Annotated in this window: 23 protein-coding genes; 16 read left to right on the top strand and 7 right to left on the bottom strand. The window is 67.1% G+C overall.

The genetic code is table 11. The features are described from left to right. Nucleotides 1-29 precede the first annotated feature (29 nt). Together dnaJ and ASPU41_RS16290 are read left to right on the top strand one after the other, a co-directional pair. Nucleotides 30-1,157, top strand: coding sequence for a molecular chaperone DnaJ (gene dnaJ / locus ASPU41_RS16295; RefSeq protein ID WP_069951793.1), 1,128 nt, complete (start codon nt 30-32; stop codon nt 1,155-1,157). Between the two features lie 2 nt (nt 1,158-1,159). Further along, nucleotides 1,160-1,939 (top strand): 16S rRNA (uracil(1498)-N(3))-methyltransferase, encoded by a 780-nt coding sequence (locus ASPU41_RS16290; protein WP_069951792.1) that lies wholly within the window; start codon nt 1,160-1,162, stop codon nt 1,937-1,939. Between the two features lie 90 nt (nt 1,940-2,029). Here the strand turns inward: ASPU41_RS16290 and ASPU41_RS16285 are convergent, their stop codons facing one another. After that, a complete protein-coding gene (locus tag ASPU41_RS16285; protein WP_442856207.1) occupies nt 2,030-2,872 on the bottom strand; it encodes a GerMN domain-containing protein in 843 nt (280 codons plus the stop codon). Nucleotides 2,873-3,338: 466 nt separating this feature from the next. On the opposite strand from ASPU41_RS16285, the gene ASPU41_RS16280 reads away from it, so the two are divergent. The 5 genes from ASPU41_RS16280 to ASPU41_RS16260 all read left to right on the top strand — a co-directional run bounded on the left by ASPU41_RS16280 (nt 3,339) and on the right by ASPU41_RS16260 (nt 8,863). Continuing rightward, entirely contained in the window at nt 3,339-4,427 is a 1,089-nt protein-coding gene (locus tag ASPU41_RS16280) for a PhoH family protein (RefSeq protein ID WP_069951791.1), read from the top strand. Next, complete coding sequence (ybeY, locus tag ASPU41_RS16275) at nt 4,424-4,897, top strand: rRNA maturation RNase YbeY (RefSeq protein WP_069951790.1); 474 nt, start codon at nt 4,424-4,426, stop codon at nt 4,895-4,897. The genes ASPU41_RS16280 and ybeY overlap by 4 nt, the downstream gene beginning before the upstream one ends. Then, entirely contained in the window at nt 4,894-6,225 is a 1,332-nt protein-coding gene (locus ASPU41_RS16270) for a hemolysin family protein (RefSeq protein WP_069951789.1), read from the top strand. The genes ybeY and ASPU41_RS16270 overlap by 4 nt, the downstream gene beginning before the upstream one ends. After that, nucleotides 6,209-7,168: a GTPase Era gene (gene era, locus ASPU41_RS16265; protein ID WP_069951788.1), complete on the top strand. Its 960-nt coding sequence runs from the start codon at nt 6,209-6,211 to the stop codon at nt 7,166-7,168. The genes ASPU41_RS16270 and era overlap by 17 nt, the downstream gene beginning before the upstream one ends. 114 nt (nt 7,169-7,282) lie before the next feature. Further along, entirely contained in the window at nt 7,283-8,863 is a 1,581-nt protein-coding gene (locus ASPU41_RS16260) for an LCP family protein (protein WP_442856206.1), read from the top strand. Nucleotides 8,864-8,987: 124 nt separating this feature from the next. Here the strand turns inward: ASPU41_RS16260 and ASPU41_RS16255 are convergent, their stop codons facing one another. From ASPU41_RS16255 to ASPU41_RS16245, 3 genes are all read right to left on the bottom strand, one after another. Then, entirely contained in the window at nt 8,988-9,452 is a 465-nt protein-coding gene (locus ASPU41_RS16255) for a class F sortase (RefSeq protein ID WP_231941101.1), read from the bottom strand. Nucleotides 9,453-9,745: 293 nt separating this feature from the next. After that, nucleotides 9,746-10,771, bottom strand: coding sequence for an ice-binding family protein (locus ASPU41_RS16250; protein WP_083266569.1), 1,026 nt, complete (start codon nt 10,769-10,771; stop codon nt 9,746-9,748). Nucleotides 10,772-10,949: 178 nt separating this feature from the next. Continuing rightward, nucleotides 10,950-12,902 (bottom strand): M13 family metallopeptidase, encoded by a 1,953-nt coding sequence (locus ASPU41_RS16245; protein ID WP_069951784.1) that lies wholly within the window; start codon nt 12,900-12,902, stop codon nt 10,950-10,952. Nucleotides 12,903-13,154: 252 nt separating this feature from the next. Here ASPU41_RS16245 and leuA point away from each other — a divergent pair, with 252 nt between their 5' ends. The 3 genes from leuA to ASPU41_RS16230 are packed head-to-tail and all read left to right on the top strand — an operon-like array spanning nt 13,155 to nt 16,582. Beyond that, the gene (gene leuA, locus ASPU41_RS16240) at nt 13,155-14,894 is read left to right on the top strand and encodes a 2-isopropylmalate synthase (RefSeq protein ID WP_069951783.1); all 1,740 of its coding nucleotides are present in this window, start codon (nt 13,155-13,157) and stop codon (nt 14,892-14,894) included. A 54-nt stretch (nt 14,895-14,948) separates the two neighbouring features. After that, nucleotides 14,949-15,743: a DNA repair protein RecO gene (recO, locus tag ASPU41_RS16235; protein ID WP_442856205.1), complete on the top strand. Its 795-nt coding sequence runs from the start codon at nt 14,949-14,951 to the stop codon at nt 15,741-15,743. Between the two features lie 2 nt (nt 15,744-15,745). Further along, complete coding sequence (locus ASPU41_RS16230; protein ID WP_069951781.1) at nt 15,746-16,582, top strand: isoprenyl transferase; 837 nt, start codon at nt 15,746-15,748, stop codon at nt 16,580-16,582. 60 nt (nt 16,583-16,642) lie between these two features. Here ASPU41_RS16230 and ASPU41_RS16225 read toward each other — a convergent pair whose 3' ends face one another. Together ASPU41_RS16225 and ASPU41_RS16220 are read right to left on the bottom strand one after the other, a co-directional pair. Further along, nucleotides 16,643-17,791, bottom strand: coding sequence for an alpha/beta hydrolase (locus ASPU41_RS16225; protein WP_069951780.1), 1,149 nt, complete (start codon nt 17,789-17,791; stop codon nt 16,643-16,645). Continuing rightward, nucleotides 17,788-18,783, bottom strand: coding sequence for an alpha/beta hydrolase (locus ASPU41_RS16220; RefSeq protein ID WP_069951779.1), 996 nt, complete (start codon nt 18,781-18,783; stop codon nt 17,788-17,790). The genes ASPU41_RS16225 and ASPU41_RS16220 overlap by 4 nt, the downstream gene beginning before the upstream one ends. Nucleotides 18,784-18,964: 181 nt before the next feature. Between ASPU41_RS16220 and ASPU41_RS16215 the strand changes: the two genes are divergently transcribed. Then, on the top strand, nt 18,965-20,038 hold the full coding sequence (locus tag ASPU41_RS16215; protein WP_069951778.1) for a quinone-dependent dihydroorotate dehydrogenase: 1,074 nt from the start codon (nt 18,965-18,967) through the stop codon (nt 20,036-20,038). An 89-nt stretch (nt 20,039-20,127) separates the two neighbouring features. On the opposite strand, the gene ASPU41_RS16210 is transcribed toward ASPU41_RS16215, so the two are convergent. Continuing rightward, nucleotides 20,128-20,727 (bottom strand): DUF3043 domain-containing protein, encoded by a 600-nt coding sequence (locus ASPU41_RS16210; protein ID WP_069951777.1) that lies wholly within the window; start codon nt 20,725-20,727, stop codon nt 20,128-20,130. A gap of 106 nt (nt 20,728-20,833) precedes the next feature. On the opposite strand from ASPU41_RS16210, the gene ASPU41_RS16205 reads away from it, so the two are divergent. From ASPU41_RS16205 to ASPU41_RS16185, 5 genes are all read left to right on the top strand, one after another. Beyond that, nucleotides 20,834-22,264, top strand: coding sequence for a dipeptidase (locus tag ASPU41_RS16205; RefSeq protein ID WP_069952762.1), 1,431 nt, complete (start codon nt 20,834-20,836; stop codon nt 22,262-22,264). Nucleotides 22,265-22,436: 172 nt separating this feature from the next. Continuing rightward, nucleotides 22,437-22,826 carry a HesB/IscA family protein gene (locus ASPU41_RS16200; RefSeq protein ID WP_069951776.1) on the top strand — a complete coding sequence of 130 codons (390 nt, stop codon included), beginning with the start codon at nt 22,437-22,439 and terminating at the stop codon, nt 22,824-22,826. A 199-nt stretch (nt 22,827-23,025) separates the two neighbouring features. Next, the gene (ctaC, locus tag ASPU41_RS16195) at nt 23,026-23,898 is read left to right on the top strand and encodes an aa3-type cytochrome oxidase subunit II (RefSeq protein ID WP_069951775.1); all 873 of its coding nucleotides are present in this window, start codon (nt 23,026-23,028) and stop codon (nt 23,896-23,898) included. 10 nt (nt 23,899-23,908) lie between these two features. Continuing rightward, on the top strand, nt 23,909-25,633 hold the full coding sequence (ctaD, locus tag ASPU41_RS16190) for an aa3-type cytochrome oxidase subunit I (protein ID WP_069951774.1): 1,725 nt from the start codon (nt 23,909-23,911) through the stop codon (nt 25,631-25,633). Next, a complete protein-coding gene (locus tag ASPU41_RS16185) occupies nt 25,630-26,031 on the top strand; it encodes a cytochrome c oxidase subunit 4 (RefSeq protein ID WP_069951773.1) in 402 nt (133 codons plus the stop codon). The genes ctaD and ASPU41_RS16185 overlap by 4 nt, the downstream gene beginning before the upstream one ends. Nucleotides 26,032-26,211: the final 180 nt, after the last annotated feature.

Genomic DNA, 26,211 nt, shown 5'->3' with positions numbered 1-26,211 from the left:
GGCAGTACAACCAGGAAGAGATACAAATTTTGAGCAGCCACTACGACGTTCTTGGAGTCTCCCGCGAAGCCACGGGCGAAGAGATCAAGAAGGCCTACCGCAAACTGGCACGGAACCTCCACCCGGATGTTAATCCCGGGGATGACGCCTCGGACCGTTTCAAGGCCGTCACACACGCCTACGAGGTGTTGTCCGATCCGCAGAAGCGCAGGATCTACGACACCACGGGCAACGAGAACGGCACCGACAACGGATTCGGCGGCGGCAGCTACTCCGGCCAGGGCTTCGCGTTCCAGGATATTTTCGAAACCTTCTTCGGCGCCGGCGGCCAGGCCGGGCCGGCCTCCCGGGTCCGCCGCGGCCAGGACGCCATGATCAGCGTCCGGATCGAGCTCCGCGACGCCGTCTTCGGCGTCAACAAAAAACTCGAAGTCGAAACTGCCGTCACCTGCCCCACCTGTGAGGGCTCCTGCTGCCGTGAAGGCAGCCACCCGGAGCGCTGCGACATCTGCGGCGGCAGCGGCCAGGTCCAGCGCGCCGTTCGCTCCATCCTCGGCCAGGTCATGACCGCCGCCCCCTGCGGTTCCTGCGGGGGCTTCGGCACCGTGATCAAGGACCCCTGCAACGAATGCGCCGGCCAGGGCCGCATCCGCAGCCGCCGCTCCCTGACGGTCAAGGTCCCCGCCGGCGTCGCCACCGGCACCCGCATCCAGCTCTCCGGCCAGGGCGAGGCCGGACCCGCCGGCGGACCCGCGGGCGATCTCTACGTGGAGATCCGGGTCAACAACGACGCCACCTACGTGCGCGACGGCGATGACCTGCACGCCAGCCTCAACATCCCCATGACAGCCGCAGCCCTGGGCACCGAGCTCACCCTCGACACCTTCGACGGCCGGCAGGAAATCGACGTCAAGGCCGGCACCCAGTCCGGCGAGGTCATCACCCTCCGCGGGCTGGGCGTCACCCACCTGCGCGGCTACGGCCGTGGCGACCTCAAGGTCCACCTGCAGGTGGACACGCCCGCCAAACTCGACGCCGCCCAGGAGGAGCTGCTCCGCCAGCTCGCGAAGCTGCGCGGCGAACAGTTCACCGAGGGAAAACTCGCCGCGAGCGGCGGGGTCTTCTCAAAGCTTCGGGACAGGCTCGGTAACCTGTAGCAGTGAGCAACCCGGTCTTTTTCACTCCCCCCGGAACCCTGGACGGGCTGGCCCCCGGGGCCGTCTTCGTCCTTGACGGGCCCGAAGCCCGGCACGCCGTCACGGTGAAGCGCCTTGGCGTGGGGGAGCGCCTTGACATCGCCGACGGCGCCGGCAAGCGGCTTAGCGGCACCGTCGCCGCCGTCGCGCCCAACGAGCTGACGGTGGAATGCTCCGGACTCTCCGCCGAGCCCCGGCCCGAGGTCCGGCTCGTCCTGGTCCAGGCCCTCGCCAAAGGGGACCGGGACGAGCTCGCCGCCGAAACAGCGACCGAGCTCGGAATCGACGCCGTCATCCCCTGGCAGGCCGAACGCTCGATTGTCCGCTGGAAGGCCGAACGTGCGGCCAAGGCCCACGCCAAGTGGCAGTCCGTCGTCACGGCGGCCGCCAAGCAGGCCCGCCGGGCCTGGATCCCGGAGGTCCGGTCCGCCGTCGACGGCGCCGGTCTGCAGGCGGCAGTGGCTGCCGCCGATCTCGCCGTCATCCTGCACGAGGATGCCGTACGTCCGCTGCGGCAGGCGCTCGAGGCCTGGCAGGCCGCCCGGCCGGCCGGTGACGGAGCAGACGGGGGGTGTGAGGTGCTGCTGATCGTCGGTCCGGAAGGCGGCATCAGCCCGCGGGAAGTCACCCGGCTCTGCGACGCCGGTGCCGTGACGGCCCTGCTGGGACACCATGTGCTCCGCTCGTCCACGGCCGGTCCCGCCGCGACGGTCCTCGCCAGCGACATCCTCGGCCGCTGGTAGCCGCTGCCGGCGGCTGTGCCGGCGGCGCGACTCCGCGGCTGCACGACTCCGCGACTGCACGACTCCGCGACTGCGGGTTGGGCCGGCCGGCTATTTGACCGTGAACCCGCGGGTGTCGACGTTCAGATCCTCGGCAGGGTTGCCGTCCTCAAGCTGGGATACCCGGACCTCATAGTTGCCCGGGCCCAGGTTTGCCGACAGGCTGAATGCACCCGATTGTCCGGCCTCGGCCGAGGCAGTCACCGTCCCGTTCAGGTATGTGGTCGTGACGCTGCCGTCGATCCGCAGAATCTCCCAACGGAGCGTGCCTCCCGGAGCGGTGCTGCGGCCGGAGATCTTGACCGCTCCGTCCTCCACGGAGGTCCCTTCCTGGGGATCAATGATCCACACCGGTGCGACCATCCCGGCGCTGCGTGCGGTCGGGGCGCCGAGGCGGATGTGGTTGAACGCGACGAAATCGGTATGCCCGTCCACGAGCACCACCACCTGGATCTGCTGCCCCGCGTCGATCAGGCCCGCACTGGCAGCGGCCGCCGTCGCGGTGTAAACCAGCTGCTGGACCGCACGCTCGGCCATGGCGGGATCCACATTGCTGTTGAAAGCGTCCGCCGACAGGTCCACGGTAATGACGTTCTTGCCCGAGATGGAGCTTGCCAGCTTTTTCGGGTTTTGCCAGGGAGTGAAGAAATCCGGGTCCAGCGGCTTCTGGGACATCATGACCCGGAGCGCCCGCGTGACCGGGTTGTCCTGTTCCGGGACATCACGGAACTCCCGGTACAGGAACATGCTCTCGTTGCTCCGCCCGATCCAGTACACCGGCGCCTTGTTGGACGCCTGCGTGGTTTCCAGCGGCGCGCTCGTGGTCGGCGCCTGGGCGGACATGACCTGCGAAGGGGACGCGGCGTCCGTGATGCCCGGCTGGGGTGTGGCCACGCAACCGGACAGGGCCAGAGCCGCGGGCAGCACCAGCAGCAGCAGGCCCGGACGTCGCCGCCTGCCTGCTGTTGTCTGCTTAACCCCGCGCTGCCTGATGGCTGCTGCCCTTTCAGCTTGGTTTTCTGATGGTCCGACTTGTCCCCGCGCCTGGCCGTGGAAGCCGTGCGGCGATCGATTTCCAGCATGGCACACGGGTCCGGGGCCCAGCCGTGGATTCGGCCGGCGGGCCGGAACTGCAACGGGAACGATATGAGGCCGATACGAAGTTGATACCTAATTCCGGGAATCCCGTCACATGGCGGGCCGTTAGGCCGTCACGGCCGCGGCGTGCGGAGCCTTCTCTGGCGTAGGATGGGAGGACCCGCTGACACCCGGAACCAGAAGGCGAACACCGCCGTCGGGCCGGATCAGCGGACAGACCAATTCCGAACTGGAGGGGACCAGAGGCCCGCGGGCCAACACCATGACTGAAGCAACGAACGGCAAGGCCCGGATCAGCGCCGGAGAGCGCACCGCAGGTGAATTCCCCCACTCCCTACCAGGGCTGCGGACGGAGGTGGTCCTGTTCGACAGCTCTGATCAGATGGTCCAGTCCCTCGGAAGTCATGACGAAGCCCTGCGTTTCATCGAGACCCAGTTCCCGGCCGTCGACTTCCATGTCCGCGGCAACGAGCTCGCGATCAGCGGTTCGGCCGCTGACGTGCCGCGGATCATGCGGCTGCTCAACGAGGTCCGGGGCCTCGTCGCCCGGGGCACCGTCATCACTCCCGCTGTCCTGCAGCAGCTCGTGTCGATGCTGCGGACCCAGTCGCTGCAGAACCCGGTCGACGTGCTCACGCACAACATCCTCTCCAGCCGCGGCAAGACGATCCGGCCGAAGACGCTGAACCAGAAAAACTACGTGGACGCGATTGACGCCAACACGGTGATCTTCGGAATCGGCCCGGCCGGTACCGGCAAGACCTACCTGGCGATGGCCAAGGCCGTCCAGGCGCTGCAGCAGAAGGAAGTCACGCGGATCATCCTGACCCGTCCCGCCGTCGAAGCGGGGGAGCGGCTGGGGTTCCTGCCCGGCACGCTCAGCGACAAGATCGACCCGTACCTGCGGCCGCTCTACGACGCGCTGCACGAAATGATGGACCCCGAATCCATCCCCCGGCTGATCGCGGCCGGCACCATCGAGGTCGCGCCGCTGGCGTACATGCGCGGGCGCACCCTCAATGACGCCTTCATCATCCTGGACGAGGCGCAGAACACCACGCCGGAGCAGATGAAGATGTTCCTCACCCGGCTGGGCTTCGGCTCCAAGATGGTGGTCACCGGTGACGTCACCCAGGTGGACCTGCCGTTCGGGACCCGGTCGGGCCTGCGGATCGTCGAAGACATCCTGCAGGGCATCGATGACGTCAACTTCACCATCCTGGACGCCTCCGACGTCGTCCGGCACCGCCTCGTGGGCGACATCGTCAACGCCTACAGCGTCTGGGACGAGATCCAGCGGAACCGGGTCAAGCATTCCGTGGCCCGCGACAAGCGGGGAGAAGACGCATGAGCATCGAGGTCAACAACGAATCCGGCGTCACCGTCGATGAGGCCCAGCTGGTCCAGCTCTCGCGGTTCATTTTCGAACGGCTCTTCATCCACCCGCAGGCCGAGCTGTCGATCCTGCTCGTGGACGAGCCGGCCATGGAGAAGCTGCACCTTGAACTGATGGACGAGCCGGGCTCCACCGACGTGCTCTCGGTGCCCATGGATGAGCTGACCCCGGGCACCCCGGACAAGCCCACCCCCCAGGGCATGCTCGGCGACATCGCCATCTGCCCGCAGGTCGCGGAGGTCCAGGCAATGAACGCCGGGCACTCCACCCAGGACGAAATGCTGCTGCTCACCACCCACGGCATCCTGCATCTGCTCGGCTTTGATCACGCCGAGCCGGAGGAGAAGGAGGAGATGTTCGGCCTCCAGCGCGAACTTCTCTCGGCCTTCACCGGCAAAGATGCCCCGTCAGAGACGATTCAGTGACGCCACTGATCCTTGCCGGCATGGCGCTGGTGTTTCTTAGTTTTGCCGCGTTCCTGACCGCGGTTGAGTCGGCTTTCAACTACCTGTCCCGGCATGATGCCGAAGCTGCGATCCTGAACAGCCGCGGCAGCGCGCTGAAGCGCATTATGGCCCAGCCCGTGGCGCACATGCGGGCCCTGCGCTTCTGGCGCATCTGGTTCGACATGGCCTCCGCGGTCGCCGTGACGGTGTTGTTGAACAGCCTGCTCGACAACGTCTGGCTCTCCGGGCTGATTGCGACCGGCGTCATGGCGCTGCTGGGCTTCGTGATCGTGGGCGTGTCCCCGCGGCAGATCGGCCGGGTGCACTCGGCCGGCCTGGTCCGCTTCAGCGCCCCGCTGATCCGCTGGCTGTGCTGGGTGCTCGGACCGATTCCCGGCTGGCTGGTTACCCTGGGCAGCGCCGTGGCTCCGGGCGCGCCCGCGGACAACGAGGCCTTCTTCAGCGAAGAGGAATTCCGGGAGCTCGTGGACCGCGCCACGGAGTCCGACGTGATCGAGGACAATGAGGCCGAGCTGATCCAGTCGGTGTTCGATTTCGGCGACACCCTGGTCCGCTCCGTTATGGTTCCGCGCACCGACATCCTCAGCATCGACTCCGGCTCCAGCCTGCACCGGGCGATGTCGCTGTTCCTGCGCTCGGGCTATTCCCGGATCCCCGTTATCGGTGAGAACACGGACCACGTCCTCGGCATCGTCTACCTCAAGGACGTGGCCGCGGTCATCCACAACCTCGGTCCCGGCGAGGAGCCCCCGGTGGTTGACGAGCTGGCCCGCGAGGTGCGGTATGTTCCGGACTCCAAGCCGGTCAGTGAACTGCTGCGCGAACTGCAGAAGGAATCGACCCATGTCGCGATCGTGATCGACGAATACGGCGGCACCGCCGGGCTCGTCACGCTCGAGGACCTGATCGAGGAAATCGTCGGCGAGATCGTCGACGAGTACGACACCGAGAGCGCGGAGGCGGTGGAACTCGGCGACGGAAGCTACCGGGTCAGCGCGCGGATGAGCATCGATGACCTCGGCGAACTCTTCGACCTGGAGCTCGACGACGACGAAGTGGACACCGTGGGCGGCCTGCTCGCCAAGGCCCTCGGGCGGGTGCCGATCGTCGGCAGCACCGTCGAGGTCCACGGGCTGTCCCTCACTGCCGACCGGCTCGAGGGCCGGCGGAACCGCGTCAGCCACATCATTGCGGCCGCCGTACCAAAAGAAGAAACTGACCTTGAAGACCTTCTCGACGAGGCCGCACCAATCCAACAGGGAGTCTCACGTGAGCAAGCAGAATAAGTCCGACGGCGAAGCAGCCCCCGGCAGCTACCGGGCCGGTTTCGCGGTTCTGGTCGGGCGGCCCAATACGGGCAAGTCCACCCTCACCAACGCCCTGGTCGGCCAAAAAGTCGCCATCACCTCGGCGAAGCCGCAGACCACGCGCCACACCATCCGCGGCATCGTGCACCGCGACGACGGCCAGCTGATCCTTGTGGACACCCCGGGCCTGCACCGCCCGCGGACCCTGCTGGGGAAGCGGCTGAACGAACTCGTCGCCGACACCCTCGCCGAGGTTGACGCGATCGGCTTCTGCCTGCCGGCCAACGAAAAGATCGGCCCGGGCGACAAGTTCATCGCCGCGCAGCTCGCCGCCGTCGGGAACAAGCCGGTCATTGCCATCGTGACGAAGTCCGACACGGTGGACCGCCAGGCCCTCACCGAGCAGCTGCTCGCCGTCGCGGCCCTGGGCCGTGACGTCCTCGGCGAGGACGGCTGGAAGGACATCGTCCCGGTCTCCGCCGCCGACGGCTTCCAGGTCAAAACCCTCGCCGACGTGCTGATCGGCCACATGCCGCTGTCGCCGCCGCTGTACCCGGACGGCCACCTGACGGACGAACCGGAAGCCGTTATGATCGCCGAGCTCATCCGGGAGGCAGCCCTTGAGGGCGTCCGCGACGAACTGCCGCACTCCCTTGCCGTCGTCGTCGATGAGATCGTTCCGCGTGAGGGCCGGCCCGAAGACCGGCCGTTCCTCGACGTCCGGGTCAATCTGTACGTCGAGCGTTCGTCGCAGAAGGCCATCATCATCGGCAAGGGCGGCGCCCGGCTCCGCGAAGTCGGCACCAACGCCCGCAAGGGGATCGAGGCGCTGCTCGGCGCCCGCATTTACCTCGACCTGCACGTGAAGGTCGCCAAGGACTGGCAGCGTGACCCGAAGCAGCTTGTGAAGCTCGGCTTCTAGGCCCAACCCTGGCGCAGGCGGTGCCTGCGCCGCTCCCATGGAGCCTGCCATCGGGGAATTCCCAGATTTGGCCTCTAAAATGGGCAGACCCCTTTTATGAAAGAAGGCTCAACCGTGTCTCGACCCCGTGAAGACCGTGCAGGCGGAACCGGATCCCCGGTTCGGCCAGGCTCTGTTGCCCGGCACACGGATGATCCGGCGGCCGGACCGGCACGGCATTTCGGCGCCGTTCACCGCATGCCCGGCTGGCTGAAGATCGGGACGGCCGTTGTCTCCCTTCTGCTTGTTGGTGTCCTGGCCTTCGGCGCCTACTGGGCCATCCGTTTGCAGGGCAACATCAGCAAGGCGGCACTGGGAGCCGGCGGCGACAAGACAGAGGGCGCCCTCGACGACTCGCGGGACCGGATGCAGATCCTGATTCTCGGCTCGGACACCCGCGACGGCAAGAACGCGCAGTACGGCACGTCCGATGACGCCACCGGTTACGGGCACTCCGACGTCATGATGCTGATGGACATCTCGGAGGACAACAAACGTGTCAGCGTGGTGAGTTTCCCCCGCGACCTGCTGGTGGACACACCCAAATGCACCGACCAGGAATCCAAGCAGGAATTCCCGGCGCAGAAGAACGTTATGATCAACGCGGCCATGTCGGAGGCCGGTATCGGCTGCGCCGTGGACACGGTCAACAAACTTACGGGCCTGGAGATCGACCACTTCATGATGGCCGACTTCAACGCGGTCAAGGAGCTCTCGAACACCGTGGGCGGTGTGGACGTCTGCATCAGCGACGCCGTGTATGACCCGGATTCGCAGCTGCGGCTGCCGAAGGGAACCTCGGCGGTCCAGGGCGAGCAGGCGCTGGCGTTCCTGCGCGCCCGGCACGCCTTTGTCGACGGCGGGGACCTCGGCAGGATCAAGGCGCAGCAGGCCTTCCTGTCCTCCCTGACGCGGAAGTTGAAGGATGACGGCACGATGTCCAACCCCGGCAAGATGCTGGAGATCGCCGACGTCGTCACCAAGAACCTGACCATCGACGAGGGCCTGGCCTCCATCCCGACGCTGCTGACGGTCGGAAACCGGCTGAAGAACATCGACGTCGGGAAGGTCGCGTTCGTCGCGGTCCCGACGGTCCCCGCGGTCAGCGACCCGAACCGCCTGCAGGTGGCCGAGCCCGCGGCCTCCCAGCTCTTCGCTGCGATGCGCAAGGACATTGACCTCACGGATCCGACGGCGACCCCGAGCCCGTCCGCGTCCCCTGACGCAAGCGCCAGCCCCAGTCCGGAACCCACGCCCAGCGAGACAGCAACCGCCTACGACAAGACGGTGCAGCCAATCACCGTGGCGAACGGGTCCGGCGCCCCGGCCCGGACCCAGGAAATCATCCAGGCCCTCACCGCCGGCGGGTTCACCCAGCTCGCCCAGCTGGCCGCCGGGCCGGTAGCAACGACCGCGGTGTACTACGGTGCCGGGTACGGCGATGTGGCCGCCGACGTTGCCACCCTTCTCGGGATTCCGGCGGCGCAGGTGCTGCCGGCCGCCGGTGTCACCGGCGTCCAGGTCTATCTGGGCAGTGACCGTGTGGGCGGCACCCCGGGCGGGGACGCCCCGGTGGAACTGCCCTCGGACATTGTCAACCAGACCGCCGGGGACGTCGTCTGCCAGCAGGCCAACCCGTCACTGATCGTCCGCTAGCGGTACTGCCGACGGTCGTTGGGCACTGCCCGGTCCGGCAGGCGGGGTTCAGACGGCAGCCCTGCGGGGAGCCAGGGCATCCGGCCTCGGCCGAACTTCAGCGCTGGTTCCCTGCCGGGCACCGTCAGGGCACAGGGTTCAAATCGGCGGTGACGACGATGTTGGTTCCCCGGAGGTCTGCGGTGTAGCAGCTGACGAGGATGAGCCGGTTGGGGACCCTGTCCCAGATCGGGCTGTTCTTGAGCGTGTCTTTGTTTTCCGTGGACACCGTGGTGACGGTGTAGGTGCCCGGCCCGGCTGCTGTGGTCACGGTGAGCCGGTCCCCGGGCTTGGCCTGGCTGCTGAGGTGGTTAAAAGTCGAGTCGCGGCCTTCCCAGCTGTGGCCGATGATGTACGTGGTGTCCGTGGAACCCGGGCGGCCGTAGGGCGTGAGCCAGTACGCGTCTGCTGTCATCGGGGGAACGATGGTTGCCTGCGGTCCCTGGTTCTGAGGTGTCAGGGGCACGACGCCCTGGTTCATGCCGATGCCGGGATACGTGATCTGCAGCGGAGGGGATCCGTCGGGTCCTGGTGCCGGAGTGTGCAACATCGCGGTCGGCGGGACGGCAGCCGGTGCGGGGGGTGCCGTTGCAGGCGGTGTCGGTGCAGGGGCTGTCGTCACTGTACCGGGTCCGGCAGCGGGCGGAGGCGAAGCCGGGACCGCAGTCAGGCTGATTGTGGCGGCAAGAGCAGCCGCTGTTACCAGGGCGCCACCGGATATCATCATGGTTCGTGACCGGCGGGCGGAGGCCGTGGCCGACGCGCCTTCGGTTGCGGACTGCTCATCCACCGGATGAGGCTCCCGTCGGCGCCGTGCGCGCCCGCGCGCGCTTTTGCCTGGCGTCACTTGTTCCGTCGGGACTGGCGCATACCCCCGGTCAGCATCCAAACCCCGATCAGTCCCGCCGCAGCAGCTGCCGCGCCGAGCGCTGTTCCCGTGTGTGAGGCACGGTTGTCTGCCGCGGTGTCGATATTAACCCCGCGGCCGGTTCCCGTGCCTGCACTGGCGGGCGCAGGGGTGGGCGACGCCGCTGCTGCCGGGCCTGTGGGCGTTGACGGTGCTGTGGCGGTGGGGGTCGGCGAGGCCGTGGCGCAGCCGGGCATCGTGAAGACGTTGGTGTCGAGCGTTACTTGCCCGTTCCGGGCCAGTGCCCTGCCGTGGACCGTGGTGCCGTTAGTGGCCGTGATCGAGGTCAGGGCCAGGATGTTCCCGTTGAACGTTGAATTTGTCCCCAGCGTTGCGGAGGTACCGACCTGCCAGTAGATGTTGCAGGCCTGGGCGCTGTTGGTCAGGACGATGTTGCTGGCCGAGGCGGTTGTCAGGTCCGAGGCCACCTGGAAGATGAACACCGAGTTGGGATTCCCCCGTCCGTCCAGGGTCAGCGCGCCGCTGACGGCCAGCGGGCCGGAGGATTTGTAGACGCCCGGAGCCAGGGTCTGTCCGACCAGGTCGCCGGCCACGCCGGCGGTCATGGCCCGGCCTGCCGCGTCGTCGTAGGCGGTGGCCAGATCGGACTGGGCCAGCCCGGCCTGCGCGTCGCCTGCATGGGTCGCTCCGGCCGCGTGGCCAGGCGGAAAGCCGGTGATCGCGCTTCCCGCGTTCACTCCGAGGTCTCCCGCGAGGGTCGTGGGTCCGGTGTTCGTGACCGTTTCTCCGCCCAGGACGGAGTAAGTCCCGGCCGTCCCCAGGCCCACGGGTGCGTCAGCGGCGTAGGCCGGAGACTGCCCGACGAGGGCCCATGCCAGCAGAGCCGACGCACCCATGGCGGTCCCCACCGCGGTCCGGCGCCGTACGCGGGGGCGCCGGGTTCCGGATCCATCACCGGATTCGACTCGGGACTGGGCGTGGCTAGGAGCGGATGAAACCATGGTGGGATCCCTTGCTGGTCGGCGGCCCGGCCACCCGCGAGGGGGCCGTAGCGTTGCGTCGCGGATTCGCCCGCGGTTTGCCCTTTTCGATGAGCAACTGCCCGATCATCCGCAACCCTAACAGCCGGAGACGAGCACTCTTTCCCCGCCGCGCGAACCGTGCGTAACTGACAAACGCCTACCAGATGCTGACGCGCTCGGCTGCGGGCATCCACATCCCGTCCCGTTCGGCCGTGCCGTACGCCGCGTGGAAGGCGTCCAGGTTCTTGGCGATCTGGTTCGTGCGGAACTCATTGGGTGAGTGCGGATCCGTGGCGAGCCTGCGGATCGCTTCCTCGTTCCGCATGACCTGCCGCCAGCCGGCGGCCCAGGACGCAAAGAAGCGCTGCACGCCGGTGAGTCCGTCCAGCACCGGCGGCTCCTGGCCGTCGAGGCTGATCACGTAGGCCTTGTACGCAATCGTCAGGCCGCCAAGGTCACCGATGTTTTCGCCCAGGGTCAGTTTGCCGTTCACGTTGTGCCCCGGCGCCGCGGTGGGGGAGAGCGCATCGAACTGGGCCACCAGCCGGGAGGTCAGGGCCTCGAAGGCGGTGCGGTCGTCCTCCGTCCACCAGTTGCGCAGCAGCCCGCTGCCGTCGTACTGGGAACCCTGGTCGTCGAAGCCGTGGCCGATTTCGTGGCCGATGATGGCGCCGATCCCGCCGTAGTTGACGGCGTCGTCGGCGTCGGCGGTGAAGAAGGGCGGCTGCAGGATGGCGGCCGGGAAGACGATCTCGTTAAGCAGGGGGTGGTAGTACGCATTCACCGTCTGCGGCGTCATCAGCCACTTCTCCCGGTCCACGGGCTTGCCCACCTCATCCAGGTGCCGGTCGACGTCGGCGCTGTGCGCGCGCTCCACGTTGCCCAGCAGGTCCGACGGGTCAATTTCCACCGCGGAATAGTCGATCCACTTGTCCGGGTAGCCGATCTTGGCCCGGAACGAATCGAGCTTCTTGAGCGCCTCACGTTTGGTTTCCTCGCCCATCCAGGCCAGGCCGGTGATGGACTGGCGGTAGGCCTCGATCAGGTTCCCGACCAGCGTCTCCATCCGGGCCTTGTGGGTTTCCGGGAAGTGCCGGGCAACGTAGATCTGGCCGACCGCCTCGCCGAGGGCGGCTTCGACGACGGCGACCCCGCGCTTCCACCGGTCCTTGTTGCGCGGCGTGCCGCTGAGCGTGGTGCCGTAGAAGGCGAAGTTTGCATCAACGAACGCGGAGGAGAGGTACGGTGCGGCGGCGCTGACGACGCGCAGGGCGAGCCATTCCTGCCAGACCGGCAGCGGCTCCGAGTCCAGCAGCGATGCCGCCCCGGCGAAGAAGTCCGGGGTACTCACAACCAGCTCGGCGCGCTTCTCCGGCTCGATGGCGGCGGCGTCGAACCATGCCGTTAGGAGCGGGAACAGCTGCGTCGCCTCCTCGGCGGACTTCAGGTTGTAGGTCTTCTGCGGATCCCGCAGCGTGACTTTGTCCCAGTGGTGCGAGGCCAGCGCCGTTTCCAGCTGCACGACCCGGCCGGCCGCGCCCTCCGGGTCGGCGACACCGGCGAGGCGGAAGACCTTCGCCACGTGATCCGTGTAGGTGCGGACCACGGGGGAGAACTTCTCGTCCCGGTAGTACGACTCATCCGGCAGGCCCAGCCCGCCCTGGCCGGTGTAGAGCAGGATCCGGTCCGGGTTTCCGGCATCGGGGGCGGGATAGATGTAGAAGAGGCCCCCCACGTCAGCCCGGAACAGGCGCCCGGCCAGCGCCACAAGCCCGGCGACAGACTCCGTGGCGAACACCTCGCCGAGCCGCTGCCTGATCGGGTCCAGCCCCTTGGCCTCCACGGCGGCCTCGTCCATGAAGCTGTTGTAAAGGTCCCCGATTTTCTGCTCGATCCCGGTGGACTCCGCGCCGCGCGCGGCCGCGTCCTCAATGATTTCCTGCACCGCGAGTTCCGAGCCGTCCCGCAGAGCCGTGAAGGTCCCCTCCAGGGGCCGGTCATCCGGAATCTCGGTGTTCTTGAGCCAGGCGCCGTTCACATGCTGGTACAGGTCATCCTGCGGCCGGACGGCGGAGTCAAAGGTGGACAGGTCGATCCCCGAAAGTGGCACGGATGCTCCTTTGAGAGGCAGGCCAGCACCGACTTGTAACGGGTTCCCGGTCTGCATGGTGGACGAAACGGAGGTATGGCTCCTTCATCTTACGCACCCGTGTTACTGTGAAATGGTGCGCGCAGAACTGCTTCTTCTTAGCTGCCGCGGCGAGGCCTCAGACGCGATCTAGCGCAAGGCCCACCCTCGCTGCGGAGTTTGTGTTGCCCGGCCACCCTTTCACCAGGAATCACAGAAAAGGCCCCGATTGTAATGCGAAACGCACAAAAGCCCTCAGGAATGCCCGTCCACCGCTACGTCCCGTTCCAGGACCTGATCACGGTTGAACTGCCGGATCGCACCTGGCCGGACAAGGTCATCACCAAGGCCCCCCGCTGGTGCGCCGTGGACCTGCGAGACGGCAACCAGGCCCTGATCGACCCGATGAGCCCCGCCCGCAAGCTGAAGATGTTCCAGCTGCTGGTCCGGATGGGCTACAAGGAGATCGAAGTCGGCTTCCCCTCCGCCTCGCAGACGGACTTCGACTTTGTCCGGCAGCTGATCGAGGGCAACCACATCCCCGACGACGTCACCATCCAGGTCCTGACCCAGGCGCGCGAGCACCTGATCGAGCGGACCTACGAGTCCCTCGTCGGCGCCAGGCAGGCCATCGTGCACCTGTACAACTCGACGTCGGTCCTGCAGCGCAGGGTCGTGTTCAACCAGGACGAGGACGGTATCCTGGACATCGCCCTGCAGGGCGCGCGGTTGTGCAAGAAGTACGAGGAGACCCTGCAGGACACCCACATCACCTACGAGTACTCGCCGGAATCCTTCACCGGGACCGAGCTGGAGTACGCCGTCCGGGTCTGCAACGCCATCGCCGACGTGTTCGAGGCCTCCGCGGACAGCCAGGTCATCATCAACCTGCCCGCCACGGTGGAAATGGCCACCCCCAATGTGTACGCCGACTCCATCGAGTGGATGAGCCGCAACCTGCACCCGCGTGAGGGCATCATCCTGTCCCTGCACCCGCACAATGACCGGGGCACCGGCGTCGCGGCCGCGGAACTGGGCTACCTGGCCGGCGCGGACCGGATCGAAGGCTGCCTGTTCGGCAACGGCGAGCGGACCGGGAACGTGGACCTGGTGACCCTGGGCCTGAACATGTTTGTCCAGGGCGTCGACCCGATGATCGACTTCTCCGACATCGATGAGGTCCGCCGCACCGTGGAGTACTGCAACCAGCTGCCCGTCGCCGAGCGTGCACCGTACGGCGGGGACCTCGTGTTCACCGCTTTCTCCGGCTCGCACCAGGACGCCATCAAGAAGGGCCTGGAAGCACTCGAGAAGGACGCAGCCGCCGTCGGCAAGGCCGTTGCCGACTACCCCTGGCAGGTCCCGTACCTGCCGGTCGACCCGAAGGACCTCGGCCGCAGCTACGAGGCCGTGATCCGGGTCAACTCCCAGTCGGGCAAGGGCGGCGTGGCCTACCTGCTGAAGAACGAGCACAACCTGGACCTGCCGCGCCGCGCGCAGATCGAGTTCTCCGGGGTCATCCAGAAGCAGACCGACACCGTGGGCGGCGAAGTCAGCGGTGCCCAGCTCTGGCAGGCCTTCCAGGATGAATACCTGCCCTCGGGCACGGCCGACGCGCAGTGGGGACGCTACGCCCTCGGCCCGTTCAGCACCGAGACCGACGAGGACGGCTCCATGACGCTGCATGCCGCGCTCAAAGTCGACGGCACACCGGTCCACCGCACCGGCACCGGCAACGGTCCGATCGCTGCCCTGCTGAGCATCCTGCGCGAAGACGGCGTCGACGTCCGCGTGCTGGACTACAGCGAACATGCCCTGTCCGAAGGCGGCAGCGCCCTCGCCGCGGCCTATGTCGAATGCGCCGTCGGGGAACGGGTGCTGTGGGGCGTCGGGATCGACGCCAACACCAGCACGTCCTCGCTCAAGGCCGTCATCTCTGCGGTGAACCGGGCCATCCGGGACGCCCGCGCCTAAGCTGTCAGCCACTGCGCCGCCGGATCATCCGGCGGCGCAGTGCTGCTTTGGCGAATGGCAGCGTTTCCTTCTAAGACAGTGCGAAGATTAACCGTGGCCCAACCATCCTCCTATGCCTCCCGCGCCTACCGTGATGACGGTGTGGTGCTGCGTACCCACAAGCTGGGCGAGGCGGACCGCATCATCACCATCCTGACCAAACACCACGGCCAGATCCGCGCCGTGGCCAAGGGCGTCCGGCGCACCAGCAGCCGCTTCGGCGCCCGGCTCGAGCCCTTTATGGTCGCCGACCTCCAGCTGATTTCCGGGCGCACCCTGGACATTGTCACCCAGGCTGTCGCCAAGGGGGCCTACGGCGGCAACATCGCCGCGGACTACGGCAGCTACACCGTGGCTGCCGCCATGACGGAGACGGCGGAGAAGCTCACCGACGTCGACGGTGAAGCGGGCACCGCTCAGTACAACCTCCTCGTCGGCGCCCTGGCGTCGCTGAGCCGCGGCGACCACACCCCTGAACTCATCCTCGATTCCTACCTGCTGCGCGCCCTCGCCACCGGCGGCTGGGCGCCGAGCTTCACCGACTGCGCCCGCTGCGGGGCCCGCGGGCCGCACACTGCGTTTTCGGCACCGCTCGGCGGTATGGTCTGCGCCGACTGCCGGCCGCCCGGATCGCCCGCGCCCGCCGCGGAGACTGTCCTGCTGCTCGGCGCACTGCTGACCGGCGACTGGACCACGGCGGACGCGTCGGTTCCGGTGCACCGCCGTGAGGCCGCCGGCCTGGTGGCCGGCTACCTGCAGTGGCATCTGGAACGGGTGCTTAAATCCCTCAAACATGTGGAGCGAACGTAGCTGTGGCGTTGGGTAAAAAGAAGAATCCGGTCCGGCAGCGCAGCACCCCCGTGCTGAGCCCCTACCCGCATCCCTCCGGGGCCGTCCCGCCGGCCATCCCGGCGGAGTTCATCCCGCGGCACGTCGCGATCGTGATGGACGGCAACGGGCGCTGGGCCAACCAGCGCGGCCTGCCGCGGATCGAAGGGCACAAGGCGGGGGAGCCGGCCCTGCTGGACGTGGTGGCCGGCGCGATCGAGCTTGGCATCGAGCACCTCAGTGTCTATGCCTTCTCCACGGAAAACTGGCGCCGCTCGCCCGAGGAGGTCCGCTTCCTGATGGGATTTAACAAGGATGTGCTACGTCGGCAGCGCAACCAGCTGGATGAGTGGGGCGTCCGGATCCGCTGGTCCGGGCGGCGGCCGAGGCTGTGGGGGTCGGTGATCCGGGAGCTGGAGGAGGCCGAGGACTTCACCCGGGGCAACAGCACGTGCACGTTGAACATGTGTGTTAACTACGGGGGGCGCGCCGAAATCGCGGATGCGGTGTCCGCGATCGCGGAAGAGGTGGCGGCCGGGAGGCTCAAGCCGGGCGCCATCACCGAGAAAACGATCCAGAAATACCTGGACGAGCCGGACCTGCCCGACGTCGACCTGTTCCTGCGCAGCTCCGGCGAGCAGCGGCTCTCCAACTTTATGCTCTGGCAGTCGGCCTACGCCGAATTCGTCTTTATGGACACGCTCTGGCCCGATGTGGACCGGCGCACGCTGTGGGATGCCGTGGAGATCTATGCCCAGCGGGACCGCCGCTACGGCGGCGCGGTTGATGCAGCCCCTGCCGCCCCCGCCGGCCCGGCCTGACCCCGCCGGCCCGGCCCCGGTCAATCAGCTGGGTCAATCAGCTGGGTCAATCAGCCCGGGTCAGCCCGGGTACAGGCTCAGCCACAGGACCAGATCGTCGTAGGCTTCCCGCCGCACCGCGCGGCGGGACAGGAAAACGTCGTGGAGCGCCCCCGGGTAGCGGAACACCGCCGCCCGGCGGCCCAGCCCGAGCGCACTGCGCGCCGTTTCCTCGACATCGATCACGGCGTCGAGTCCCATGAGTTCCTCTGACCATTCGGCCTGAATCCGGGTGCGTCCGGAAAGCATCACCAATACCGGGGACTTGATGTCGAGCCGCTGCGCCACGGCCGCATGGCCGGCCATGACCGCCTTCGTCCAGCCCGGCCGGACCGGGAACGACTCCTTCGGACGCCACACGGGATCCACGTCCCATTCACCGTGCGCGGTGCCGCTTACGCTGTCCCAGTAACCGGGCATGGCGGGCAGCAGGAGCGCCCGGTGCGGGTCGGTGCGCGCCAACGGTTCCACGAAGTGCATTGCGATGTTCCGGATCAGGCTGCTGCCCTGGAGCTCCAGCCAGGGCGCATTGAGGATCAGGGTGCCCAGCCTGCCCGGATTCCGGTCCGCCCACAGCGCTGCGACCAGGCCGCCGAGGGAATGCGCGAGCAGGTGCACGGTCGGCGCCACCGTGCTGCCGGTGCGCGCGGCGATGTCTGAGCCGATCTCTGCCAGCGCCGCTGCGATGTCCTCGTCATAGACGGCCAGGTCGGTCGTATAGCCGGGTGTCTGCCAGTCCCGCAGGCTGCGTCCGAACTTCCGCAGGTCCAGGGCGTAGAAGTGGAACCCGCTGGCAACGACGTGATCGGCCAGTTCGGCCTGCAGGAAATAGTCGGCCCAGCCGTGCAGGTACAGGACCACCTTCTCCGGTGCCCGGATGTCCGGGACGTGCGAACCTTGGCCTGCCGCGGCCTGGCCCGCCGGTGCCCTGTGCCCGTCAGGGTCGAAGAACCGGCGCAGGGCGGACCGGACCCGCGGCCAGGGGCCCGCCCCGGGCGGCAGGCCGGCATGCGCTGTCACCGGAGCCGGCACTCCGCCCGACCCGCCATGCCGCACCAGGGTCGCCACCACGGGTCCTTCGTCGTCGGATGCGAGCGGTAGTTCCAGGCGCGCAAAGCGGCTGCCCAGCACGTCCTCGCGCCACAGCGGCAGCACCGCTGGAACGCTCATCCCGTGCCGCCGTCGTCCAGCACATACGCGCGGAGCCAGCGGGCCAGCCGGGCATAGGCGTCGGCGCGGACGCGCGGGGCGGACAGGAACACATCATGCAGGGCCCCGTCGATCCGTTCCAGCGTCACGGTGCGGCCCAGGCTGAGGGCGCGGAGGGCGATGGTGTTGACGTCCAGCACCGCGTCGGTGCGCCGCATGGATTCCCTCCAGAACATCCCGTTGGCGCTGGCGCCGGAGATCAGGACCAGGATGGGGACGTCGATGTTCAGCCCCCGGGCCACCCGCGCCTGGCCGGCGAGGACGGCGCTGAGCCAGCCGGCCCGGACGGGGAACGCCCGGGGCGGGCGGTACTTGTCATCCAGGGTCCACTCTCCCTCCGCGGCACTGCTGATGCTCCGCCAGTAGAAAGCGCGTTCGGGGAGACGGATGACGGCTTCGGGCCGGAACCGCGCGAGCGGTTCCACCATGGTCCGGGCCGCCCGGCGCAGGGCGGGGCTGCCGTGCATTTCCAGCCAGGGGCTGTCCAGGATCAGCTGCGAGATGACCCCCGGGTGCCGGCTGGCCCACAGCGCGGCAATCAGCCCGCCGGTGGAATGCCCCATCAGCGCCACGGATGGCGGAGGTGCCGCCTCGGGATGCAGGGAGGCAATGATGCCAATTGCTGCGGTGATCTCGGCGTCGTAGTCGTCCAGATCGGCCACATAGCCGCCGTGCGTGCCGGCGTGCAGGCTCCGCCCGTGGTTGTGCATGTCAAGGGCGTAAAACGCGAACCCCTGCCCGCTCCAGAATTCGGCGAGTTCCTCGTTGAAGAAGTAGTCACTCCAGCCATGCAGGAACAGCACGGCCCGGGGCCGGCGCCCGGCGGCGGTGCCTCCGCCGGGGCCGGGAAGGTGCCGGACCAGGGTGGCAGTCCGCTCGACCCCGTTGGGGCCGGCAGCCGGGAAGGTGCAGGCCTCGAAGTCGTCGCCGAGGATGTCGGGTACCCATTCCATCGCAGCCGCCTAACCGGCCTGCGCCGGGGCGGAGCGGGCAGCGGGCCGGGACGGGTGGACGGTTCCGGGAGCCCGCCGGGACGCCGCCGTTCGGGCTCCATCGTCGCTGGTCATGGCTTCATGCTAGCGCCCGGGGGCAGGTGGGTTTGGTCTGGACCGCCGGAACCGTAAAACTAGAGCCATGCGCGTATATCCCACTTTCTTCCGGCTGGCCTTCTCTTGGATGGACGCCGAACGCGCCCATAAAATCGGCTTCAGGGCCATCCGGCTCATCCACACCTGCGGCGCCGGACGGGTGCTGCAGAAGTTCACCGTGCCCGCGGCGTCCCTGCAGACCCGGGCGTTCGGCCTGACGTTCCCCTCGCCGTTCGGCCTGGCGGCCGGCTTCGACAAGGAGGGCCACGGCATCGAGGCCCTGACCGAGCTTGGCTTCGGCCATGTGGAGGTCGGCACCATCACCGGCCAGGCCCAGCCCGGCAATCCCGCCCCGCGGCTGTTCCGCCTGGTTGAGGACCGGGCGGTGATCAACCGGATGGGCTTCAACAACGATGGGGCTGCCGCTGTGGCGCCGCGTCTGAAGTCCGCCCGGGCGGCCCTGCAGCGCCGCCACCCCGGTGTCCGCCCGGTGATCGGGGTCAACATCGGCAAGAGCAAAATTGTGGAACTTGAGGATGCGGTGGCCGATTACCTCATCAGTGCCCGGAGTCTGGCTCCGGCCGCCGACTATCTCGTGGTCAATGTCAGCTCCCCGAACACCCCGGGCCTGCGGCTGCTGCAGGATGTTGAAACGCTGCGCCCGCTGCTGAAGGCAGTGGGGGAGGAGGCGGACAAAGCGTCCGGACGCCACGTTCCGCTGCTGGTCAAAATCGCCCCGGACCTCAGCAACGACGACATCGACGACGTCGCGCGCCTTGCCCTGGACCTGAAACTCGACGGAATCATCGCCACCAACACCACGATCGCCCGCACCGGGCTTTCGTCCAGCCCGGACAAGGTTGCCGCCTGCGGCGCCGGCGGGCTTTCCGGGGCCCCGTTGAAACAGCGGTCGCTGGAAGTGCTGGAGCGGCTGAAGGCGGCAACCGGCGGCCGGCTGACCCTGGTCTCGGTGGGCGGTGTCGAGACCGCGCAGGACGTTCAGCAGCGGCTCGACGCAGGCGCCACCCTCGTGCAGGGTTACACGGCGTTTCTCTACGAAGGTCCGTTCTGGGCGGCCCGCATCAACCGGACGCTCGCGAAGCACCCGTCCCGGCGATAAATCCCGGGGCCCAGGGCCCTCCACAGTGCAGTGGAACGACAGAGCCCCCGGCAGTCCAGCTGCCGGGGGCTCCTTGGTGGTTGCGTGAATCAGGCGGGGTATTCTCCGCGCTTGACGAGGGGCTTGGGAAGGCGGAGGCGGCGGAACTGCAGCGAGCGCATGGAGCCGTACCAGACCGTACCGCGCTCCACGTCACCGAATTTCTCGGTGAGGCGCTTCTTGAGCTTCCGGGACAGGATGAAGACGTCGACGAAGACGGCCAGGAACATCACCCAGAACCCGCCCAGGACGTAGATCATCTGGTCGCTGGAGGCCGGGACGAGGAGTGAGACGACCACGAAGACCAGGGCGCCGAACATCAGGTACTCGCCGAGGCTGAAACGGGCGTCCACGTAGTCACGGGCGAAGCGCTTCTGCGGACCCTTGTCACGCAGCGGCAGGAACTTCTCGTCGCCGGTGTCCATGGCGTGCCGCATTTTGAGCCGCTGCTCCTGGACCGCTGCGCGCTCTGCGGCCTTGGAGGCCTTCCGGTCCTCCGGCACGAGCGGCCGCTTGCGGGCAGCCACCTGCGCGCTGCGCTTGGGCGTGGGCGCGCCCTTGCCGGTGGCGGTGTCCCGGGCTGCTGCCCCGGCCGCCTGCTGGTCAACTATGTCCTGCGCCGTTGGCGCTTCTTTTTTACGTCCAAACACCCCTACAGAATACCCCGGTGCGCCGTCCCCGAGACCCGGCCCACACCGGGTGGAACCCGCCGCGGCCCTGTTTGAGGTGATCCGCGGCACGGGTAGTGTTCTGGCCATGACACCATCACCCGCGGGGAACCCGCAAACCGCTGCAGCCCGTGCCGTCACCGTCGACACCGGGGCCCTCCGCCAGGCCGTCACTGAATCGTTCGACACCACGATCGCCCAGTTGAAAGAACTCGTCGCCATCCCGGGCATCGCCTGGCCCAGTTTTGACGCCGCCCCGCTGAATGCCAGCGCCGACGCCGTCGCGCAACTGGTGCGCGGCAACGGCTTCCACGACGTCCGGATCCTGCGCTGCGACAAGGCAGACGGGACCCCCGGCGGCCCCGCCGTCGTCGCACGCCGTCCCGCCGCCGCAGGCAAACCGACAATCCTGCTCTACGCGCACCACGATGTGCAGCCCACCGGCGACCTGGCACTGTGGGAGACGGAACCGTTCACCGCCGTCGAGCGCGACGGCCGTCTCTACGGACGCGGCGCGGCCGACGACAAGGCCGGGATCCTGGCCCACATCGCCGCCTACGCGGCCGTGACCCGTGTCCTGGGGGACGAGCTTGGCCTGGGCGTGACCTTCTTCTTCGAAGGTGAAGAGGAAGCCGGGTCCCCGACGTTCCGCACCTTCCTGGAAACCCACCGGGAGCTGCTGCGCGCCGACGTGATCGTCGTGGCGGACTCCAGCAACTGGAAAGTCGGCATCCCGGCCCTGACCACCAGCCTGCGCGGCCTGGTCGACGGCACCATCGAGGTCAAGGTCCTGGACCACGCCGTCCACTCCGGCATGTTTGGCGGTCCCGTGCTGGACGCGCCGACCCTGCTTTCCCGGCTCATCGCCACCCTGCACGACGACGAGGGCAACGTTGCGATAGCGGGCCTGGTCAGCCGGGACGACGTCTCCGTTGACCTCTCCGAAGCGGAATACCGTGCCGACGCCTCGTTGCTCGACGGCGTCCGGCTCGCCGGCACCGGCACAATCGCCTCGCGGATGTGGACCAAACCGGCACTGTCGATCATCGGCATCGATGCCCCGGCCGTGGACGTCGCCTCCAACACCCTGCTGCCCCGCGCGCGGGCCAAGTTCAGCCTCCGGCTCGCGCCCGGGCAGGATCCGGCCGAGGCCATGGACGCCGTCCGCCGGCATGTGGAAGCCAATGCGCCGTTCGGCGCCCACGTTGTCTTCACACCGGGGGAGAGCGGCAACTCCTTCCTCACGGACACCTCCTCCAAGGCTGCCAGCGTCGCGATGTGGGCGCTCGGCGAGGCGTGGGGGGTCCCGGCCGTGGAGACGGGCATCGGCGGCTCGATTCCCTTCATCGCCGATCTGACCGAGCTGTACCCGGCTGTGCAGATCCTGGTCACGGGAGTCGAGGATCCCGATTCGCGGGCGCACAGCGCCAACGAATCCCTCCATCTCGGGGACTTCCGCAACGCCATTGTGGCCGAGGCCCTTATGCTGGCCCGGCTGAATGCGGAGGGACTGGCCTGAACGGCCCGGCCGGAGCCGTTTCCAAGGGAACATCCAGCCTGCCGGGACGGTTACGCCAGGAGTTAGAGCTAGCGGGCTGATCGACGTAGCATGTAGCTATAGCCCGTACCGCATAAGTAGGGGCGGGCGCCGCGCGAGCGGCGCCGCCACCACCGTCGTTAGAAGGTAGGCCATGAGCACTACAACCAATGAAAACAGCGCCGACACCACCGCCACGGCGGGCGGGGAACTGGCCACGCACGAGGTAAAGCTGACCGACGTCGCCGCGGGCAAGGTCCGCAGCCTGCTCGAGCAGGAGGGCCGCACCGACCTGCGCCTCCGCGTGGCCGTGCAGCCGGGTGGTTGCTCCGGCCTCATCTACCAGCTCTACTTCGACGAGAGGCTCCTCGACGGAGACGCTGTCCGCGACTACGACGGCGTTGAAGTTGTTGTCGACAAGATGAGCGTCCCGTACCTCAGCGGAGCCAGCATCGACTTCGAGGACACCATCTCCAAGCAGGGTTTCACGATCGACAACCCCAACGCCGGCGGCTCCTGCGCCTGCGGTGATTCCTTCCACTAAGGCCGGGCAATCTGCCCGGCCTTAGTGCCGCAGGATCAATAACGATCGGGCCCGGTAAAAAGGTCCCGACGCACGGCGCGGACATGTGGGCGAAAACTCGCGGGGAGCGGTAAGCTCTACACCGAGTAGTAAAACTTTTAGTGTGCCTTGACCGCCATTTTGCGGCCCGGGCGACAGCAACAAGTAGGAAGGGCCGTCTGTGAGTTCGCAGAACCGAACCGGCAGCCGACGCAAACAGATCACTACGATCACTGGCTTGGCACTCGCCGGCGCGTTGGCTTTGACTGGATGTTCACCAGAGGTACAGAAAGGGTGGCTGCCCACTGAGCGTGGCACCACCAACCACACTGACCGCATCATGGACCTCTGGGTCAACTCATGGATTGCCGCGCTGGTCGTGGGCATTATTACGTGGGGCCTGATGATCTGGTGCATCGTCGCCTACCGGCGGCGCAAAGGCACCGTAGGGTTCCCCCGGCAGAACAGTTTCAACCTGCCGCTCGAGGTCTTCTATCTGACGATCCCGCTGTTCATGGTCCTGGTGTTCTTCTATTTCACCGACCGTGACCAGCAGGCGATCGACAACCGCGCCGAACCCGCCGACGTCGTCGTTGACGTCCGCGGCAAGCAGTGGTCCTGGGACTTCAACTACAAAAAGGGCGACGTCATCCGTGAGGATGTCCACGAAGCCGGAGTCCAGGCGCACCTCACCGGCGAGGAAGTGGACAAGGAAAAGCTGCCCACCCTGTACCTCCCGGTCAACAAATCAGTTGACGTCGAGCTGAACGCCCGCGACGTCATCCACTCCTTCTGGGTCCCCGCCTTCCTGCAGAAGCGCGACATGATCCCCGGAAAGACCAACTACATGAGGTTCACCCCCACCAAGGAGGGGACCTACGACGGCAAGTGCGCCGAACTTTGTGGTGAGTACCACTCCGAAATGCTGTTCCGCGTGAAGGTCGTTTCCGACGCGGAGTTCCAGGCCCACCTGGAGAAGCTCCGCCAGGACGGCAACACGGGCCTCCTCGGCGAAGAGTACGACCGCAACCCGGCCCCGACCGAAACCAAGTAAGGGGAGCGACGTGGCAACCACCTATTCACAGCCCACCGGGATCCTTGAGGCTCCCGTAGTACCCAAATCCAAGGGACGCATCGTCGTCAACTGGATGACCACGACCGACCACAAGACCATCGGGTACATGTACCTGATCACGTCGTTTGTGTTCTTCTGCTTCGGCGGAGTCATGGCGCTGCTGATCCGCGCCGAACTGTTCGAGCCCGGCATGCAGATCCTGCAGACCAAGGAGCAGTACAACCAGCTGTTCACCATGCACGGCACCGTGATGCTGCTGATGTTCGCGACGCCGCTGTTCGCCGGCTTCGCCAACGTCATGATGCCGCTGCAGATCGGCGCCCCGGACGTCGCCTTCCCGCGGCTGAATGCACTGGCCTTCTGGTTCTTCCTCTTCGGCTCCACCATCGCCGTGTCCGGCTTCATCACCCCGCAGGGTGCGGCGTCGTTCGGCTGGTTCGCGTACGCGCCGCTGTCCAACACAACGTTCAGCCCCGGCGTGGGCGGTGACCTCTGGGTCTTCGGCCTGGCGCTTACCGGCTTCGGCACCATCCTCGGTGCGGTGAACTTCATCACCACCATCATCTGCATGCGCGCCCCGGGCATGACCATGTGGCGTATGCCGATCTTCACCTGGAACATCCTCGTCACGTCAATCCTGGTCCTGATGGCCTTCCCGCCGCTGGCTGCAGCCCTCTTCGCCCTCGGCGCGGACCGCCGCTTCGGAGCGCACATCTTCGACCCGGAGAACGGCGGCGCCGTCCTCTGGCAGCACCTGTTCTGGTTCTTCGGACACCCGGAGGTCTACATCATCGCCCTGCCGTTCTTCGGCATCGTCTCCGAAATCTTCCCGGTCTTCAGCCGCAAACCGATCTTCGGCTACAAGGGTCTGGTCTACGCAACGATCTCCATCGCCGCGCTGTCCGTGACCGTGTGGGCCCACCACATGTACGTCACCGGCTCGGTCCTGCTGCCGTTCTTCTCCTTCATGACGATGCTGATCGCGGTACCCACCGGGGTGAAGTTCTTCAACTGGATCGGCACCATGTGGCGGGGTTCCATCACTTTTGAAACGCCGATGCTCTGGAGCATCGGGTTCCTGGCGACGTTCCTCTTTGGCGGATTGACCGGCATCATCCTGGCTTCCCCGCCGCTGGACTTCCACGTTTCGGACTCCTACTTCGTGGTGGCGCACTTCCACTACGTGGTCTTTGGAACCGTGGTGTTCGCGATGTTCGCGGGCTTCTACTTCTGGTGGCCGAAGTGGACCGGCAAGATGCTCAACGAGCGTCTTGGCAAGATCCACTTCTGGATGCTGTTCCTCGGTTTCCACGGCACCTTCCTCATCCAGCACTGGCTGGGCGTCGAGGGGATGCCCCGCCGCTACGCGGACTACATGCCGCAGGACAACTTCACCTGGATGAACCAGTTCTCCACCTACGCGTCCTTCCTGCTGGGTGCCTCGCTGATCCCGTTCTTCTGGAACGTCTACATCACCTGGCGCAGCAACGAGCGGGTCACGGTTGATGACCCGTGGGGCTTCGGTGCATCCCTCGAATGGGCGACCTCCTGCCCGCCGCCGCGCCACAACTTCACCTCGCTGCCGCGGATCCGGTCGGAGCGTCCGGCCCTGGACCTGCACCACCCAGAGCTCTCCCAGTCATACACCGTCGAATCTCCTGCCCCGGCAGCAGCAACGCTCGGTAACGCCGACCAGAAGGATCAAGCCCAGTGAAAATCGAAGCAAGGATTTTTGGATACGGAGTCTTCTTCTTCATCCCGGTCGCTATCGCCTATGGTCTCCTGACCAACTGGACTGAGCCGGTAGGCTACCTGGCGCTCCTGCTGGTCGCTGGCCTTGCCGGTATGGTCGGCGCCTACCTCGCCTTCACCGGCAAGCGCATCGGGATGCGTCCCGAGGACCGCAGCGATGCGGAGATCCACGAGGGTGCCGGCGAGCAGGGCCACTTCAGCCCCTGGAGCTGGTGGCCGCTGATCCTCGGCCTGGCCAGCGCCGGAGGATTCCTCGGCCTGGCTGTAGGATTCTGGATCGTCTACATCGCGGCCGGTCTTGCACTGGTCGGTCTGGTCGGCTGGGTCTATGAATACAGCCGCGGAGACCACGCGCACTAACGTCCGCAAGGACACACTGAGTCACTAACGACGGCGGGCCCACCTTATGGTGGGCCCGCCGTCGTTGTTCGTGCAGTTGCTGGCCTCAGTGCCGGCGGGCGAGTGCCGGCTGTCCGTGGCGGCTTGCCCTGCCGGCCGACTCCTGCACGGAATCCGCCGGCTATGCCCTGAACGGCCGCC

It is taken from the genome of Arthrobacter sp. U41 (assembly GCF_001750145.1).
Lineage (GTDB): Bacteria > Actinomycetota > Actinomycetes > Actinomycetales > Micrococcaceae > Arthrobacter.
Note: the sequence above shows the minus strand (reverse complement) of the source record. Positions and strands in the feature narration are given on the sequence as shown.

What these genes read in the sequence shown, in the direction of transcription:
- ASPU41_RS16280 (WP_069951791.1), top strand. Translation starts at nt 3,339, where the DNA reads ATGACTGAAGCAACGAACGGCAAGGCCCGGATCAGCGCCGGAGAGCGC.
- ybeY (WP_069951790.1), top strand. Translation starts at nt 4,424, where the DNA reads ATGAGCATCGAGGTCAACAACGAATCCGGCGTCACCGTCGATGAGGCC.
- ASPU41_RS16255 (WP_231941101.1), bottom strand. Translation starts at nt 9,452, where the DNA reads ATGTTGCACACTCCGGCACCAGGACCCGACGGATCCCCTCCGCTGCAG.
- ASPU41_RS16250 (WP_083266569.1), bottom strand. Translation starts at nt 10,771, where the DNA reads ATGGTTTCATCCGCTCCTAGCCACGCCCAGTCCCGAGTCGAATCCGGT.
- leuA (WP_069951783.1), top strand. Translation starts at nt 13,155, where the DNA reads ATGCGAAACGCACAAAAGCCCTCAGGAATGCCCGTCCACCGCTACGTC.
- recO (WP_442856205.1), top strand. Translation starts at nt 14,949, where the DNA reads ATGGCAGCGTTTCCTTCTAAGACAGTGCGAAGATTAACCGTGGCCCAA.
- ASPU41_RS16225 (WP_069951780.1), bottom strand. Translation starts at nt 17,791, where the DNA reads ATGAGCGTTCCAGCGGTGCTGCCGCTGTGGCGCGAGGACGTGCTGGGC.
- ASPU41_RS16220 (WP_069951779.1), bottom strand. Translation starts at nt 18,783, where the DNA reads ATGGAATGGGTACCCGACATCCTCGGCGACGACTTCGAGGCCTGCACC.
- ASPU41_RS16215 (WP_069951778.1), top strand. Translation starts at nt 18,965, where the DNA reads ATGCGCGTATATCCCACTTTCTTCCGGCTGGCCTTCTCTTGGATGGAC.
- ASPU41_RS16205 (WP_069952762.1), top strand. Translation starts at nt 20,834, where the DNA reads ATGACACCATCACCCGCGGGGAACCCGCAAACCGCTGCAGCCCGTGCC.
- ASPU41_RS16200 (WP_069951776.1), top strand. Translation starts at nt 22,437, where the DNA reads ATGAGCACTACAACCAATGAAAACAGCGCCGACACCACCGCCACGGCG.